This is a genomic window from Achromobacter sp. FW305-C-28, from assembly GCF_058783235.1.
This window is the reverse complement of record NZ_JBYSYL010000015.1, coordinates 115,530-131,725: the sequence shown is the minus strand read 5'-3', so window position 1 is coordinate 131,725 and position 16,196 is coordinate 115,530. Positions and strand designations below refer to the sequence as shown.

Below are 16,196 nucleotides of genomic sequence, written 5' to 3'. Positions count from 1 at the left end.
CAACGTGGCAACCCTGATCAAACTCCCCTCTGTCGCCGCCGACACCGATGGCGGCACGCTGCACCAGTGGCTCAAACAGGAAGGCGACAGCGTCGCCGTCGGCGACGCACTGGCCGAAATCGAAACCGAAAAGGCCATCGTCGAGATCAACGCCGAACAGGCCGGCGTGCTGGGCCGCATCGTCGTGCAGGCCGGCGCCGCCTCGGTGCCGATCAACACCGTCATCGGCGTGCTGCTGGCGCCAGGTGAAGGCGCGGCGGATATCGACCGTGCGTTGGCGGAAAGCGGCGCTGCCGCTGGCGGTGCGGGAACACCGGCAGAAGCGGCGGAGGCCGGCAAGACCGGCGCGTCGACAGGCGCTTCCCCATTCGCGGCGGCAGCGCCAGTTGCCGAAGCCGCAGCTGCCTCCGCCCCGTCCTCGCCCAGCCGACCGTCGGCTGTCGCATCGACCGCCACCGCATCGCGTTCCGCCACGCCCGGCGCCCGCGTCTTCGCCAGCCCGCTCGCCCGCCGCCTGGCCGCGCAATGGCATGTGGACCTGCTGGCCGTGAACGGCACCGGCCCGCACGGCCGCATCGTGCGCCGCGACGTCGAAGCCGCGCGCGACCAGTCCCCCGCCGCCATCGCCCAGCCGGCATCTGGCCGCGCACCGGCCCGCCGCGTCCCGCACACCGGCATGCGCCGCGCCATCGCCCGCCGCCTGACCGAAAGCAAGCAGCATGTGCCGCACTTCTACCTGACGCTGGACTGCCGCATGGACGCGCTGCTGGCCCTGCGTTCGCAGGCCAACCACGGCGGCACGGTCAAGCTGTCGGTCAATGACTTCATCGTGCGCGCCGCCGCCCTGGCGCTGCGCGAAGTGCCCGAGGTCAATGTCAGCTGGCACGACGACGCCATCGAATTCCATGCCGGCGCCGACGTCAGCGTGGCAGTGGCCACCGACGGCGGCCTGGTCACGCCCATCGTGCGCGACGCCGACGTGAAGTCCCTGTCCGCCATCGCCACGGAAATCGTGGAGCTGGCCGGCCGCGCCAAGATCAACCGGTTGAAGCCCGAGGAATTCACCGGCGGCTCGCTCACGGTCAGCAACCTGGGCATGTACGGCATCAAGCAGTTCGCCGCCATCATCAACCCGCCGCAAGCCGCGATCCTGGCCGTGGGCGCCGCCGAACGCCGCCCCATCGTGACCGAAAGCGGCGACCTGGCCGCGGCCACGATGATGACCGTGACGCTGTCGGCCGACCACCGGGCCGTCGACGGCGCCGTGGGCGCGCGCTGGCTGGCGGCCTTCAAGTCGCTGATCGAAAACCCCGTGCGCATCCTGCTGTGAGCCCCGCCATGACCAAGACGACGTTTGACCTGGTGGTCGTGGGCGGCGGCCCCGGCGGCTACGTGGCCGCCATCCGCGCCGCGCAGCTAGGCCTGTCCACCGCGCTGGTAGAGCGCGCCGAACTCGGCGGCATCTGCCTGAACTGGGGCTGCATTCCCACCAAGGCCCTGCTGCACAGCGCCACCGTACTGCGCGCCTGCCGCGACGCCGCCCACTACGGCGTGACGGGCGCCGCCGATGCTCAGCCCGACCTGGCCGCCATGGTGGCCCGCTCGCGCAAAGTCGCCGGCCGCCTGGGCCAGGGCGTGGCCCACCTGATGAAAAAGAATGCCATCAGCGTCTTTACCGCCAACGCCAAACTGGCCGGCAGCGGCCGCGTGGCGCTGGACAACGGCACGACGCTATCCGCCCGCCACATCATCCTGGCCACCGGCGCCCGCGCCCGCGAACTGCCCGCCCTGCCCACCGGCGAACGCATCTGGACCTACCGCCAGGCCCTGACGCCCCCGGCCCTGCCCAAGTCGCTGCTGGTCGTGGGCGCAGGCGCCATCGGCGCCGAATTCGCCAGCTTCTACCACGCCGTGGGCGTCGACGTCACGCTGATCGACATGACCGCGGACATCCTGCCACAGGAAGACGCCGACATCTCCGCCCTGGCCCGCAAGGCCTTCGAGAAACAGGGCATCCGCGTGCTGACCCAATGCGCCGTCAAGTCATCCAGCCTGACCGCCACCGGCGTCAAGGTCGTGCTCGACCAACAGGACAAACGGACCGAACTGGAGATCGACCGCGTCATCGTCGCCGCCGGCATCGTCGGCAACGTCGAAAACCTGGGCCTGGAACAGACCCGCGTCAAAGTCGAAAAGACCCACATCGTCACCGACGGCCTGTGCCGCACCGCCGAACCCGGTGTCTACGCCATCGGCGACGTTGCCGGCGCCCCCTGGCTGGCCCACAAGGCCAGCCACGAAGCCGTGCTGTGCGTCGAAGCCATCGCCGGCCAACCCGTCCACCCCATCGACCCGCTGCGCATCCCGGCCTGCACCTACTCGCATCCCCAGGTCGCCAGCATCGGCATGACCGAAGCCCGCGCCCGCGGACACGCCAGGCAGACCGGCCGCGACATCCGCATCGGCAAATTCACCTTCGCCGGCAACGGCAAAGCCATCGCCATGGGCGAAGACCAGGGCCTGGTCAAAACCGTCTTCGACGCCGCCACCGGCGAACTGCTCGGCGCCCACATCATCCACCCCGAAGCCTCGGAACTGATCACCGGCTACGGCGTCGCCACCGCGCTCGAAGCCACGGAAGAAGACCTGATGCACACCATCTTCGCGCACCCGACCTTGTCGGAAACCTTGCACGAATCGGTGCTGTCCGCGTTCGGCCGCGCACTGCACGGATAAAGCATCGCAGCGCCAGGCGCGCGGCATGCCGTGCTACGGCCTGCGTGCAGGATGCCGCGGGCTGAGCGCTGCGTTCCGAACGCTGCGTGCCAGGTGCAATCGCCCCTGGCACGCCGCTTTCACAACCGGCTGGCGAAGAAATCCAGGAAGCACGCAATCCGCCGCGACAGCTGCGTATTGCGGTAGTACACCGCATGCATCGGCTGCAGGTAATCGGTGTGGATATCTTCCATGATCCGCACCAACCGCCCCGCTTCCAGGTCTTCCTGCGACACAAAGTCCGACAGGCAGGCAATCCCCACGCCCCGCAACGCCAGCTGCCGCTGCGTTTCACCGCTGGACGTCGCCAAGGTAGGCGTCACCAGATAACTGGACCCGCCCGCATGCCGCAGCGGCCAGACATTCAGGCTTTCAGGCTGCGTAAACCCCAGCAGCTCATGCCCGTCCAGATCGTCCACCGTCCTCGGCACCCCACGCCGCGCCAGATAATCCGGACTCGCCATCAACCACCGAGGCCGCGGCCGCAACGGCCGCGCATGCAACGTCGAATCATTCAACGGCCCCATGCGCAACGCCACATCCGTACGATGCTCGATCAGATCCACAATCCGATCATTGCTGGTCAGCTCCAACGAAATCGCCGGATACTCCCGCCGAAAATCCGCCACATGCGGCACCACGCAATGCAGCATCACCGGCACCGACGCATCCACCCGCAACCGCCCCGCCGGCTGCTGATTCACGATGCGCATGCACTCTTCAGCCTCTTCCAACGACTGCACAATCTGCCGCGCCTTCTGCAAAAAGTGCGCCCCCTCCGCCGTCAACTCCATCCGCCGCGTCGTCCGCGTCAACAACGCCACCCCCAAATCCTCTTCCAACCGCGACAACCCCCGACTGACCCCCGAGGCCGTCTGCCCCAACATCTCCGCCGCGGCACTCATGGACCCCGCATCGACCACGCCCAGGAACAACCGCAAAGCATCAGAATTCAGGCTCATTTTTGACCCCCAGTCACGAATACCCAAATTCTAAAGCGACTCACCCCTTCCCATGACGCCCCACTGCTTTGCGAGCGGCGCGGATGCCGTGGCGTTCCACGCCAATGTGCAGCGCCCGATGGGCGGCGCGCGAGACAGTCCGCATGCGCAAGCCAGTGCCTGCTCGCGCCGCCCATCACCGCCCCCCTCCCCCCTGACTGCGAACCAATAGAAAACCAATCTCCAACAGCGCGAAGCGCACCCACAGCACTGTCAGCAACACGAACGCCAAACGTGGCCGCCCGCGCGGCCGCGGCTTGGCGACCCTGCAGATTCCATTCCCTGGACACGGGTCCAGCAGCGCGAAAAACCTCGAAAACCGTAGCCCGTCGTGCAGGGCTTTGTGGCGGCGGGCAACCTCGATGCGCCCGAGGGAATCGGAAGGGAGCCGAAGGCGGACGACGATGACGAAGGGGAAGTCCGGCGCCCGCGCGCCGGACCGCAATCGTGGGCGCCCGCCGCCACAAAGCCCTGCACGACGGGCGACCTACGAAGCCCCCCGCCCCTCAAAGCAAACTCCCAACCCCAAAATAAAAAACGGCGCCCTAAAAAAGGCGCCGTCTTCCAAGCATCAAAACAGACTCAACGCTTCTGCTTCAACTGCGACAAATCCCGCACCGCCCCCCGATCCGCAGAAGTCGCCAACGCCGCATAAGCCTGCAACGCCAACGACACCACCCGCTCCCGATCCACAGGCTCCCAAGCATTCTCCCGAGCATTCATCGCCGCCCGACGCCGAGCCAGTTCCTCATCCGACACCGCCAGATGCATCTTCCGATTCGGAATATCGATCTCGATCGTATCGCCGTCTTCCACCAGCCCGATCGTGCCGCCTTCCGCCGCTTCCGGCGACGCATGCCCGATCACCAGCCCCGAAGAGCCGCCCGAAAAACGCCCGTCCGTAAACAGCGCGCACGTCTTGCCCAGGCCCTTGGACTTCAAGTAAGACGTCGGGTACAGCATCTCTTGCATCCCCGGACCGCCCTTCGGGCCTTCGTAGCGGATCACCACCACGTCGCCCGCCACGATCTTGTCGCCCAGAATGCCTTCCACCGCGTCGTCCTGGCTCTCGAACACCCGCGCACGGCCCGTAAAGACCCATTGCGACTCGTCCACGCCCGCCGTCTTCACAATGCAGCCCTTCTCGGCCAGATTGCCGTACAGCACTGCCAGGCCGCCGTCCTTCGAGTAGGCGTTTTCCTTGCTGCGGATGCAGCCCGTCTTGCGGTCCGTATCCAGCGTCAGGAACGTCGCATCCTGGCTGAACGCCACCGTCGTCGGGATGCCGCCGGGGGCCGCGCGGTAGAACTTCTGCGCCGCTTCGCCGGCGCCGCCCGCCACGTCCCACTGCTGGATCGCATTGCCCAGCGTACCGCTGTGCACGTTGCCGCAGGACAGGTCCAGCAGATCCGCGCGCGCCAGTTCACCCAGGATGCCCAGGATGCCGCCGGCGCGGTGCACGTCTTCGATGTGGTACTTGTCGGTGGCCGGCGCCGCCTTGCACAGGCACGGCACCTTGCGCGAAATGCGGTCGATATCGGCCATCGTGAAGTCCACGCCCGCTTCCTGCGCCGCGGCCAGCAGATGCAGCACCGTGTTCGTCGAACCGCCCATCGCCACGTCCAGCGCCATCGCGTTCTGGAACGCGGACTTGGTCGCGATATTGCGCGGCAGCACCGATTCGTCTTCTTCCACGTAATAGCGGCGGCACAGGTCCACCACCAGGCGGCCGGCCTGCTCGAACAGGCCCTTGCGCCACGCGTGCGTGGCCACGATCGTGCCGTTGCCCGGCAGCGCCAGGCCGATGGCCTCGGTCAGACAGTTCATCGAGTTGGCCGTGAACATGCCGGAACAGGAGCCGCAGGTCGGGCATGCGCTGCGTTCGACTTCCGCCACTTCCGCGTCCGACACCTTCGGGTCGGCCGCCTTGATCATCGCGTCGATCAGGTCGATCTTGGCGATCACTTTGCCGTCGGTCGGCGACTTGACCTTGCCCGCTTCCATCGGGCCGCCCGACACGAACACCACCGGGATGTTCAGGCGCATCGCGGCCATCAGCATCCCCGGGGTGATCTTGTCGCAGTTCGAGATGCAGACCATCGCGTCGGCACAGTGCGCGTTCACCATGTATTCGACCGAGTCGGCGATCAGTTCGCGCGACGGCAGCGAATACAGCATGCCGCCGTGACCCATGGCGATGCCGTCATCGACGGCGATGGTGTTGAATTCCTTGGCAACGCCGCCGGCGGCTTCGATTTCCTTGGCGACCAGCGCGCCCAGGTCGCGCAGGTGCACGTGGCCCGGCACGAACTGCGTGAACGAGTTGACCACCGCGATGATCGGCTTGCCGAAGTCTCCGTCCTTCATGCCGGTGGCGCGCCAGAGGGCGCGGGCGCCGGCCATATTGCGGCCGTGGGTCGAGGTGCGGGAACGGTAGTGCGGCATGATCTTGTCTCAGGCGGTTAGCGTGGGCGGCAAAACGGTAAATAATACGCTGGTTCCGGCCGGCAGCGTCCGCAGGCCACCTTGGGGCCGTTACATGGCCATCAGGCGGACGCCGCGCCGCGAGCCGCGAATGCGCTGGGCGGCTCGCCCAAGGCCTTGCGAAACATCGCCGCGAACGCGCTGGGGCTTTCGTAGCCCAGGTCCAGCGCCACGTCCAGCACCCGGTCGCCGCGCGCCAGCCGCTCCATTGCCGCCAGCAGCCGAGCCTGCTGGCGCCAGCGGCCGAACGTCATGCCCGTATGGCGCAGGAACAGGCGATGCACCGTCTTGGGGTCCACCCCCAATTCCCGAGCCCAGTCGGCCGCGCCCGCCTGGCGCTCCGGATGGCGCACGATGGCGCGGCAGATGCGGGCCAGGCGCGGCTCGGACGGCTGCGGCAGATGCAGCGGCAGCACCGGGTCTTCTTTCAGTTCGTCCAGCAGCAGCATCATCAGGCGGCCGTCACGCGTACCGGGCTTCCAGTCCAGCGGCACCTCGGCGGCTGCCACCATCAGCTCGCGCAGCAGCGGCGACACCGACAGCACGCAGCATTCGGCCGGCAGATGCGCCACCGCGCCCGGTTCGACGAACACCGTGCGCATGCGCGGCTCGCCGCTCATGCGGATGGCGTGCGGCATCCAGGCAGGCACCCAGACGCCGCGCGTGGGCGGCACCACCCAGATGCCCGCGTCGGTATCCACCACCATCACCCCCGAAATCGCGTACAGCAGCTGCGACCGGCGATGCCGGTGGCGTCGCACACGATGGCCATCCTCGTAGTCCACCGCCAGCCCGGCCACTGGGCGTAGCGAGGATTCGTACGGAAACAGGTCCAGGTCGGCAGGTTTGCGTGCCTTGGTCGGCATGGGCGGCGGGTTGGATTTGTCCATTTCTCGACGATTGATGCCTGAATGGCGTTAGACGGTCTTTTCCAGTGTACCTACCATCCCGGCCAACCTGTCTGATTCCCCTGTTGGCCTGTCCGAATCATGTCTGCCCGCCCGACCGTCGCCCACACCCGCTCCGCCCTGCGCGGATCGGTCACGGCCGCCGTGGCTGCGCAGCGACAGCGTGCCGCGCTACGACTAGCGCGCGGTTGCCGGGCCTTGCGCCCCGTGGCCGCCCGGCAGCCCCGGGCCCTCTGAAGGGCCCGTTCGCCACCTCCCTTGCCCGACCGCCCCAGACCGGCGGCCCACACACGCCGCGCGCTCCCGCGCGGCCGGAGGTTTGCATGCTTGACCATCCCCAACACAAATACCGCCCTGTCCAACCCTTCACGCACGACTACGCCCAGCGCACCTGGCCCAGCCGGCGCCTGCAAGCGCCGCCCGTGTGGATGAGCACCGATATGCGCGACGGCAACCAGGCCCTGATCGAACCGATGGACGCGGCCCGCAAGCTGCGCTTCTTCGAGCAACTGGTGGCCGTGGGACTCAAGGAAATCGAGGTGGCCTTTCCGTCGGCCTCGGACACCGACTTCAATTTCGTGCGCAAGCTGATCGAAGAGCAGCGCATTCCGGACGACGTCACCATTGAAGTGCTGACGCAATCGCGCCCCGACCTGATCGCCCGCACCTTCGAGTCGCTGCGCGGCGCGCCCCGCGCCATCGTGCACCTGTACAACCCCATCGCGCCGCAGTGGCGCCGCATCGTCTTCGGCATGAGCCGCGCCGAGATCAAGGAGATCGCCCTGGCCGGCACGCGCCAGATCCGCGCGCTGGCCGATGCGCACCCGGATACGGCGTGGACTTACGAGTATTCGCCCGAGACTTTCAGCCTGGCCGAACTGGATTTCGCGCTGGAGGTCTGCGACGCGGTCAGCGCCATCTGGGGGCCCACGCCCGAACGCAAGATGATCATCAACCTGCCGTCCACCGTGGAATGCAGCAGCGCCAACGTCTATGCAGACCAGATCGAATGGATGCACCGGCACCTGGCGCGGCGCGACAGCATCGTGCTGAGCGTGCATCCGCACAATGATCGCGGCACCGCCGTGGCCTCGGCTGAACTGGCGGTGCTGGCCGGCGCCGACCGCGTGGAAGGCTGCCTGTTCGGCAACGGCGAACGCACCGGCAACGTCGACCTGGTGACGCTGGCCATGAATCTGGACAGGCAAGGCATCGCCAGCGGCCTGGACTTCACGGACATGGCGGCCGTGCGCGATTGTGTCCAGGCGTGCAACCAGTTGCCGGTGGACGTATTCCACCCCTATGCGTTCAGCACCGCAGCGCCAGCAAAGCCTCTTGCAGGTGCCGCAAGCCCCGGCTGAGCGGCTTGTCGCGCCGCACGACGATGGCCAGCGTGCGCGACAGGCGCGGCGTCAACGACCGCACGACCAAGGCGCTGCGCTGGCCCGCGCCTGACACCGCCAGCCTGGGCAGCACCGCGCAGCCCAGGCCGGCAGCCACGATTTCCTTCATGGCCTCGGTGCTGCCCAGTTCCATCACCGGCTTGGCCGCCACGCCCGCGGTGTCGAACCAGTCGTCCACCAGCCGGCGGGTGCGCGCCCCCGGTTCGAACAACACCAGCGGCAGCGCGGCCAAGGCCTGCGGCGTGGCCGTATCGGGAATGGCCAGCGCGCCCCGCGCGGGAAAGATCGCCACGAACTCGTCTTCGAGTACCGGCGTGGCCTCGATCATGCGGCCCGGCGCCGGCAGCGTCACCAGGCCGATATCGAGCGTATTGCTCTCCAGTCCGCGCAGCATGTCGGCCGTGTTGCCGGTGCTGGCCACCACGTCCAGCGCCGGAAAACGGCGCCGCAGGTCGGCCAGCAGGGGGGGCAGCAAGTAAGTGCAGGCGGTGGCGCCGGTGCCCAGACGCACCCGGCCCGTCACCTGGGAGGCATGCGCCGTCATGGCCTGTTCGGCCTGCGCCAGGGCGGCATCGATGGCGCGGATGTGGGTCAGCAATTCCAGGCCGGCGGCGGTGGGGCCTGCGCGGCGGCCCACGCGTTCGACCAGCTTCAGGCCGAAGCGGCGTTCCAGTTGACGCACCTGCAGGCTGACCGCCGGCTGCGTGATACCGCCGCGCTCGGCGGCCGCCGAAAAGCTGCCCAGTTCGATGACCTGCGCAAAGGTGCGCAGGGCGTCCAGGTTGAGTCCGCGCATGTGCCCGCTCCGTGAGATTTCCCGGCCCCGTGCCGTGCCCCATGGCGACCGGCTAAGGGGCGGCACAAACCAAAGTTTTACTTATGATTTTCATAATAAACCAAAGCTTTATTTATGCATGGCATTGCGCCACACTGGCGGCTGCTTGTCCTGCCTGCATGGCGCTTTGCCTGCCCACACTTTTCGCGTTCCGTTTCCATGTCGCAACCCGCCCCCACCGTACTGATCCGCGATAGCGCGGAAGCCGACCTGCCCGCCATCAAGGCCATCTACGCGCACCACGTGCAGCACGGCACCGCGTCGTTCGAACTGGACCCGCCGTCCATTGCCGAAATGCGCCAGCGGCGCGCCGGCATCCTCGAAAAGGAAATGCCCTACCTGGTGGCCGAGATCAACGGCGAAGTCGTGGGCTATGCCTACGTCACCGCCTACCGTCCGCGCCCGGCTTATCGCCACACCGTCGAAGACTCCGTCTACGTCAAGACCGGCCGCGCCGGCCTGGGCATCGGCGGCAAGCTGCTGGCCGCGCTGATCGACCGCTGCACCGCGGCCGGCTGGCGCCAGATGCTGGCGGTGGTGGGAGACAGCCGCAATGCCGCCTCGCTGGCGGTGCATGCGCGCCAGGGCTTTCATCCGGTCGGCACGCTGCGGTCGGTGGGCCACAAGCATGGCGAATGGCGCGACACGGTGCTGATGCAACGCGCGCTGGGCGAGGGCGACGCGACGCCGCCGCAACGCCCGTGATCGCCCCGCGGGCCATCGTCTGCCTGGGGCTGACCCAGCTAATCGGCTGGGGCGTCACCTTCTACCTGATCGGTGCGCTGGGCCCGGACATGGCCGCGGACCTGGGCTGGAACGCCGCCACCGTGTACGGCGGCTTCTCGGCGGCCATCGTGGTTATGGCGCTGGTGTCGCCGCTGGCCGGCCGCGCGGTCGACCACTGGGGCGGCCACCGCGTCATGCCCGCGGGCGCCGTATTGGCCGCCGCCGGCTGCGCCGCGCTGGCCGCCACCCACGGCGTCGTGACGTACTTCGCAGCCTGGATGCTGCTGGGCGTGGGCATGCGGCTGTGCCTGTACGACGCTGCCTTCGCGTCACTGGCGCGCGCCGCCGGGCCTGCCGCGCGGCGGCCCATGTCGCAGATCACGCTGTTCGGCGGACTGGCATCCACCGTGATGTGGCCGGTGGGCCATGCGCTGTCGGGCTGGCTGGGCTGGCGCGGCGCTGTGCTGGCCTATGGCGCGTTGGCGCTGGCCACGCTGCCGCTCTACCTGGCGCTGCCGCGCGCCCGCTACGCCGCCCCTCTCCTGGATGCCGGAAAAGCCGGCGCGGGCTTGGTGCGCAGCAAGGCCGACCGCCGCCTGGCCGGCCTGTTGTACGCGGCGATCGCCATGCTCACCAACTTCCTGGCGGCCGGCAACGCGGCTCATCTGATTCCGTTGCTGTCGGGGCTGGGCCTGGCCGGCGCGGTCGCCGTGAACATCGCGGCCCTGTGGGGCGTCGGGCAGTTCGCCTCGCGGCTGGCCGACGTGGCGCTGGGCTCGCGGCTGCATCCGCTGACACTCACGCTCGCGGTGGCGGCGCTGTTGCCGCTGTGCTTCGGACTGGCGCTGCTTTCCGGCGGCAGCCTGCTCGCGCTGGCCGCCTACGCCTTGCTTTACGGCGCCTGCAACGGCCTGATGACCATCACCCGCGGCACGTTGCCGCTGGCATTGTTCGACTTTCGCAGCTACGGCGCGCTGGTGGGCGCCCTGCTCATCCCCAGCTTCCTCTTGACCGCAGCCGCGCCGGTAGCCTATGCCTATGTGGTCGCGCAGCACGGCGCGCGCGCAGCAATGGGGCTGTCGGCCGGCCTGGCCACGGCCATCCTGGCCGCGGCGCTGGCGTTGCGCTGGCGCTTCATCGCCCGGACGCGAGAATGATGGGCGCACGGCCATCGTCCGCGTCCTGCACCAGCGCGCCCGAAAACGAATAGCCCGACCCGCGCATGCTGCGGATCGGGATCGACAGCCCCGCCGCCTCACCCTTGCGCTTGAGGCGGCTGATGACCAGGTCCAGCGCGCGCCCATTGCCCGGAATGTCCATGTCGTCGACCGCGAAATCGCTGCGGCGCACGACCTTGTCGGGGTGCCCCTGCATGCCCTTGAGCACCGCCCGCTCCATCGGCGTCAGGTTCACGCCCGAGCCCGCGGGCGACAGCAAGGTCCATTCGTTATCGCACAGGCGCCAGGCCTTGTCCGCCACGCTGGATTGCGGCTGGCACGCCGCCGCCTCGGCACGCCGCGCCGCCGGTTGCGCAGGCAGGCACAGCGACAGCTTGCGCTGCGCCGACTGGATTGCGGCGGCAACCTCGCTGTAACTGATGCTGCTGCCGTAGCAACTGTCGGCGCCGGCCAGAAGCGCATTGATGCGCACGGCCGGGCTTTCGATATTGCGGATGGCGATGATGGTGGAATGCGAGAAGCGAGCCCGCAACTGCCCGATCGTGATGTCCAGGTCCCGCGGCAGGCACAGGTGCACCTGGATGTCGCCGGGCTGGCGCGGTGGCGCCGAGTCCTGCAACGAAACGGGGTTCAGGACGAAACCGATCTGCTCCAGGGAATTCGAGATGCCCTGCTTGGCAAATTCGTTGTCGAAGATAAGGATGATGCGCGACCGATTCATGAGATTGAGCCCTGATTAATGACGCCTTTCCATCGAACGGTATTGAAATGTTTATTTGCATCTCAACACCTGGAACAGGGTCGCAAAAAAAGCGCACTCAATCCTTAAACAGCGTTCCAAACCGAACAAATCATTGAATATTTCTCATTTTAAAATGAAGAATATTCAATATATCGAAATAGAATTCAGCGATCGGCGAAACGTAGCGATATCCGCGGCAGTACATGTCTGATGCCTGCGCGCGGTTCTGCAATGCTGGATTGCAGACCGCCCGCACGCGGTGCGGGGGCATCCGCCACCGCGGCCGATCAGGCCTCTTTGGCCGCCACCCATTTTTCCCAGCCCGCCACCCGCAGCTTGCAGGCCGGGCAGGTGCCGCATCCATAGCCCCAGGCATGCCGCGCGCCGCGTTCGCCCAGGTAGCAGGTGTGGCTTTCTTCGACGATGGTCTCGACCAGCGCGTCGCCGCCCAAGGTGTGCGCCAACGCCCAGGTTTCGGACTTGTCGATCCACATCAGCGGGGTTTCGATCGTGACCCGGCTGCCCAAGCCCAGGCCCAGCGCCACCTGCTGCGCCTTGATGGTGTCGTCGCGGCAATCGGGGTAGCCGGAAAAATCGGTTTCGCACATGCCGCCCACCAGCACGTCCAGCTGGCGTCGGTAGCCCAGCGCGGCGGCCAGCGTCAGGAATAACAGGTTGCGGCCCGGCACGAAGGTATTGGGCAAGCCGTTGGCCTGCATTTCGATGGCGCGGTCGCTGGTCATGGCGGTGTCGCCCACCTGGCCCAGCACCTTCAGGTCCAGCAGATGGTCTTCGCCCAGACGCGGCGCCCAATCGGGAAAGCGCGCGCGGAATTCGCGCAGCACGTTCAGGCGCGCATCGAGCTCGATGCGGTGGCGTTGGCCGTAGTCGAACGCCACGGTTTCCACATGGGCATAGCGGTCCAGCGCCCAAGCCAGGCAAGTGGTGGAATCCTGGCCGCCCGAAAACAGCACGAGCGCGCGACGTTGGTGATTTTGCATGAAAGGGGGTTTCTGGAAAGACGAAGGGATAGGCCAGACTTTACCGCAGCCACGCGCCTTTCCCGTAAGGAAGCCTGCGTAAAATCGATCCGTTTTTCATCACGGTTTCACAGTAGCGCGCACGTTCCCACCCTTCCCATTCCCGCAGCCCGACGGATCTCCCGCCCGATGAATGCCAGCCGCCCGCAGTCCGATTCAGCAGAACCCTTGCGTCACGACATCCGGCTGCTAGGCCGGTTACTGGGCGAAGTCATCGCCGAATGCGAAGGCAAACGCGTCTTCGACACCATCGAAACGCTGCGCCGCACCGCCGTCAAATTCCGCCGCGAAGGCAACGATGCCGACGGCAAGCTGCTGGAACAGCGCGTCAAGCGCCTGGAAGGCAGCGACCCGAACTCGGTCGCGCGCGCCTTCAGCTATTTCCTGCACCTGGCCAACATTGCCGAAGACCGCGACCAGAACCGCCGTCAACGGGCCCGCGCCCTGACGGGTGACGCCCCCGCGCGCGGCAGCCTGCGCGATGCCGTGCAGGCGCTGGGCCGCCAAGGCGTATCGGCCGCGCGCATCCGCCGCCTGCTGGCCGATGCCTGCGTCATGCCCGTGCTGACGGCCCACCCCACCGAAGTGCAGCGCAAGAGTACGCTGGACGTGCACCGCGAAATCGCCACCGCGCTGGCCCAGCGTGACACGCCGCTCACCCCCGAAGAACTGGCCGAACTCGACGCCGCGCTGCTCGGCCGCGTTGCCACGCTGTGGCAGACCCGCATGTTGCGCTACACCCGCCTGACGGTGGCCGACGAAATCGAGAACGCGCTGTCGTACTACCGCAGCACCTTCCTGCCCGTCATTCCGCGCGTGTACGCCGACCTGTCCAAGCTGCTGAACCGCGACGGCCCCAAGCCCTTTGCCGCCCCGCCCGCGCCGCTGGAACCCTTCCTGCGCATGGGCAGCTGGATCGGCGGCGACCGCGACGGCAACCCCAACGTCGATGCCGGCACGCTTGAACGCGCCCTGCTGCGCCAGGCCACCGTGCTGTTCGAGCACTACCTGCAGGAAGTCCACGCACTGGGCGCCGAGCTTTCCATCACCACCCTGCTCATCGCCGCCGATGCCGACCTGCTGGCCCTGGCCGACCGCAGCGGCGACGACTCCCCCCACCGCAGCGACGAACCCTACCGCCGCGCGCTGGTCGGCGTCTACGCCCGCCTGGCGGCCACCGCCCTGCGCCTGACCGGCCAGAACCTGGCCCGGCGCAGCACGGTGGCCGCCGCGCCGTACGATGTGCCCCAGGAACTGGCCGCCGACCTGGCCGTCATCGCCGCATCGCTGGCCGCTCACCACGGCGCCCCCATCGGCAAGCTGCGCCTGGCCGGCCTGCAACAGGCCGTGGAAGTGTTCGGCTTTCACCTGGCCAGCGTCGACCTGCGCCAAAGCTCCGACGTGCACGAACGCGCGCTGGCTGAACTGTTCACCCGCGCAGGCGCCACCCACGACGGCCAGCCGCTGGACTACCTGGCCTTGGACGAAACCGCCCGCGTCGCGCTGCTGCGCGCCGAACTGGCGCAGGCCCGACCACTGGCCTCGCCCTGGATCGCCTACAGCGAAGACACCACCCGCGAACTGGCCGTGCTGCGCGCCGCCGCCGCCGGCCGCCGGCGCTACGGCAAGCAGGCCGTGCGCCAGACCATCGTCTCGCACACAGAAACCCTCAGCGACCTGCTTGAAGTCATGGTGCTGCAGAAAGAGGCCGGCCTGATCGCCCCCGCGGGCCAGGACATTCCGTCCGAAGACGGCCTGATGGTCGTGCCGCTGTTCGAGACCATTCCCGATTTGCAGCGCGGCGCCGACATCATGGCCGCATGGCTCGACCTGCCCGAAATCCGTCAGCGCGTGAAGCAGGCGCAGAACGGCGCCCAGGAAGTCATGCTGGGCTATTCCGACAGCAACAAGGACGGCGGCTTCCTCACGTCCAACTGGTCGCTCTACCAGGCCGAACGCGCCCTGGTCGACGTCTTTTCCGCGCGCCACGTGCGGCTGCGCCTGTTCCATGGCCGCGGCGGCTCGGTCGGCCGGGGCGGCGGCTCCAGCTTCGACGCCATCCTTGCCCAGCCGCCCGGCACGGTCGCCGGCCAGATCCGCCTGACCGAACAGGGCGAAGTCATCCAGAGCAAATACAAGGACGCCGAGGTCGGCCGCTGGCACCTGGAACTGCTGGTCGCGGCCACCCTGGAATCCAGCCTGGCGCCGCGCGCCGAAGCCACCAGCGCCGAAGACGCCCACATGGCCCACCACGGCCCCGCCATGACGTTCATGTCCGAAACCGCGCAGCGCAGCTACCGCGGCCTGGTCTACGACACGCCGCGCTTTGCCGAATACTTCTTCGCCGCCACCCCCATTGCCGAAATCGCCGGCCTGAACATCGGCTCGCGCCCCGCTTCCCGCAAGAAGGGCCAGCGCATCGAAGACCTGCGCGCCATCCCCTGGGGCTTTTCCTGGGCCCAATGCCGCCTGATGCTCACCGGCTGGTACGGCATGGGTTCGGCCATCGAGGCCTACCTGGAAACCGGCGCCCCCGACGCCCCGCGGTCCAAGCGCGGCCGCCTCGCCCAACTCCGAGAAATGGCGCAGGACTGGCCCGCGTTCCGCACCCTGCTGTCCAATATGGAAATGGTGCTGGCCAAATCCGACCTGGCCATTGCCGCCCGCTACGCCCAGCTCGTGCCCCAGCGCGGTTTACGCGAAAGGATCTTCGGCCAGATCAGCGCCGAGCACGCGCGCACACTGGCCATGCTGAAACTGCTGACCCGCCGCGAGCTCCTGGCCGACAACCCCACGCTGCAAGACTCGCTGCGCGAACGCTTCGCCTACATCGACCCGCTGAACTACCTGCAGATCGACCTGATCCGCCGCCACCGCGCGGCGCTGAAGCACCCCAACCCCGACGCCGACGAACGCGTGCAACGCGCGATCCACCTGACCATCAACGGCATCGCCGCCGGGTTGCGCAACTCGGGTTGAGTGACCGCGCATGGCTGGGCCCGGCGCCCGGCCATGCATTGCGGGAGCGCCGGCCTACGCTGTAAAATGAGTATTATTCTCATCTCATTGCGCCGGGCCTTCCGCATGCCTTTGCGCCGGAGGCC

12 protein-coding genes are annotated in these 16,196 nt (G+C 67.8%); 6 read left to right on the top strand and 6 right to left on the bottom strand.

What is annotated here, in order from left to right:
• Nucleotides 1–4: 4 nt before the first annotated feature.
• Both AC3WMR_RS27720 and lpdA read left to right on the top strand, forming a co-directional pair.
• Complete coding sequence (locus tag AC3WMR_RS27720) at nt 5–1,330, top strand: pyruvate dehydrogenase complex dihydrolipoamide acetyltransferase (RefSeq protein WP_492266293.1); 1,326 nt, start codon at nt 5–7, stop codon at nt 1,328–1,330.
• An 8-nt stretch (nt 1,331–1,338) separates the two neighbouring features.
• Nucleotides 1,339–2,736 carry a dihydrolipoyl dehydrogenase gene (gene lpdA, locus AC3WMR_RS27715; RefSeq protein ID WP_492266292.1) on the top strand — a complete coding sequence of 466 codons (1,398 nt, stop codon included), beginning with the start codon at nt 1,339–1,341 and terminating at the stop codon, nt 2,734–2,736.
• A gap of 119 nt (nt 2,737–2,855) precedes the next feature.
• Here the strand turns inward: lpdA and AC3WMR_RS27710 are convergent, their stop codons facing one another.
• The 3 genes from AC3WMR_RS27710 to AC3WMR_RS27700 form a co-directional block, all read right to left on the bottom strand.
• Entirely contained in the window at nt 2,856–3,737 is an 882-nt protein-coding gene (locus AC3WMR_RS27710) for a LysR substrate-binding domain-containing protein (protein WP_492266291.1), read from the bottom strand.
• A 621-nt stretch (nt 3,738–4,358) separates the two neighbouring features.
• Nucleotides 4,359–6,221, bottom strand: a complete 1,863-nt coding sequence (gene ilvD, locus AC3WMR_RS27705; RefSeq protein WP_492266290.1) for a dihydroxy-acid dehydratase — start codon at nt 6,219–6,221, stop codon at nt 4,359–4,361.
• A 101-nt stretch (nt 6,222–6,322) separates the two neighbouring features.
• Entirely contained in the window at nt 6,323–7,150 is an 828-nt protein-coding gene (locus tag AC3WMR_RS27700) for an AraC family transcriptional regulator (RefSeq protein ID WP_492266289.1), read from the bottom strand.
• A gap of 341 nt (nt 7,151–7,491) precedes the next feature.
• On the opposite strand from AC3WMR_RS27700, the gene AC3WMR_RS27695 reads away from it, so the two are divergent.
• Nucleotides 7,492–8,529, top strand: a complete 1,038-nt coding sequence (locus AC3WMR_RS27695) for a 2-isopropylmalate synthase (protein ID WP_492266288.1) — start codon at nt 7,492–7,494, stop codon at nt 8,527–8,529.
• Here AC3WMR_RS27695 and AC3WMR_RS27690 read toward each other — a convergent pair.
• The gene (locus tag AC3WMR_RS27690; RefSeq protein ID WP_492266287.1) at nt 8,477–9,367 is read right to left on the bottom strand and encodes a LysR family transcriptional regulator; all 891 of its coding nucleotides are present in this window, start codon (nt 9,365–9,367) and stop codon (nt 8,477–8,479) included. The two genes, AC3WMR_RS27695 and AC3WMR_RS27690, sit on opposite strands and share 53 nt — an antisense overlap.
• A 198-nt stretch (nt 9,368–9,565) precedes the next feature.
• Between AC3WMR_RS27690 and AC3WMR_RS27685 the strand changes: the two genes are divergently transcribed.
• Together AC3WMR_RS27685 and AC3WMR_RS27680 are read left to right on the top strand one after the other, a co-directional pair.
• Nucleotides 9,566–10,111, top strand: a complete 546-nt coding sequence (locus AC3WMR_RS27685) for a GNAT family N-acetyltransferase (protein ID WP_492266286.1) — start codon at nt 9,566–9,568, stop codon at nt 10,109–10,111.
• Nucleotides 10,108–11,289: an MFS transporter gene (locus AC3WMR_RS27680; RefSeq protein ID WP_492266285.1), complete on the top strand. Its 1,182-nt coding sequence runs from the start codon at nt 10,108–10,110 to the stop codon at nt 11,287–11,289. Before AC3WMR_RS27685 ends, AC3WMR_RS27680 begins: the two co-directional genes overlap by 4 nt.
• On the opposite strand, the gene AC3WMR_RS27675 is transcribed toward AC3WMR_RS27680, so the two are convergent.
• Nucleotides 11,267–12,031 carry a winged helix-turn-helix domain-containing protein gene (locus tag AC3WMR_RS27675; protein WP_492266284.1) on the bottom strand — a complete coding sequence of 255 codons (765 nt, stop codon included), beginning with the start codon at nt 12,029–12,031 and terminating at the stop codon, nt 11,267–11,269. The genes AC3WMR_RS27680 and AC3WMR_RS27675 overlap by 23 nt on opposite strands.
• 308 nt (nt 12,032–12,339) lie before the next feature.
• Nucleotides 12,340–13,053 (bottom strand): 7-cyano-7-deazaguanine synthase QueC, encoded by a 714-nt coding sequence (queC, locus tag AC3WMR_RS27670; RefSeq protein ID WP_492266283.1) that lies wholly within the window; start codon nt 13,051–13,053, stop codon nt 12,340–12,342.
• Nucleotides 13,054–13,221: 168 nt separating this feature from the next.
• Between queC and ppc the strand changes: the two genes are divergently transcribed.
• Entirely contained in the window at nt 13,222–16,071 is a 2,850-nt protein-coding gene (ppc, locus tag AC3WMR_RS27665; protein ID WP_492266282.1) for a phosphoenolpyruvate carboxylase, read from the top strand.
• Nucleotides 16,072–16,196 lie beyond the last annotated feature (125 nt).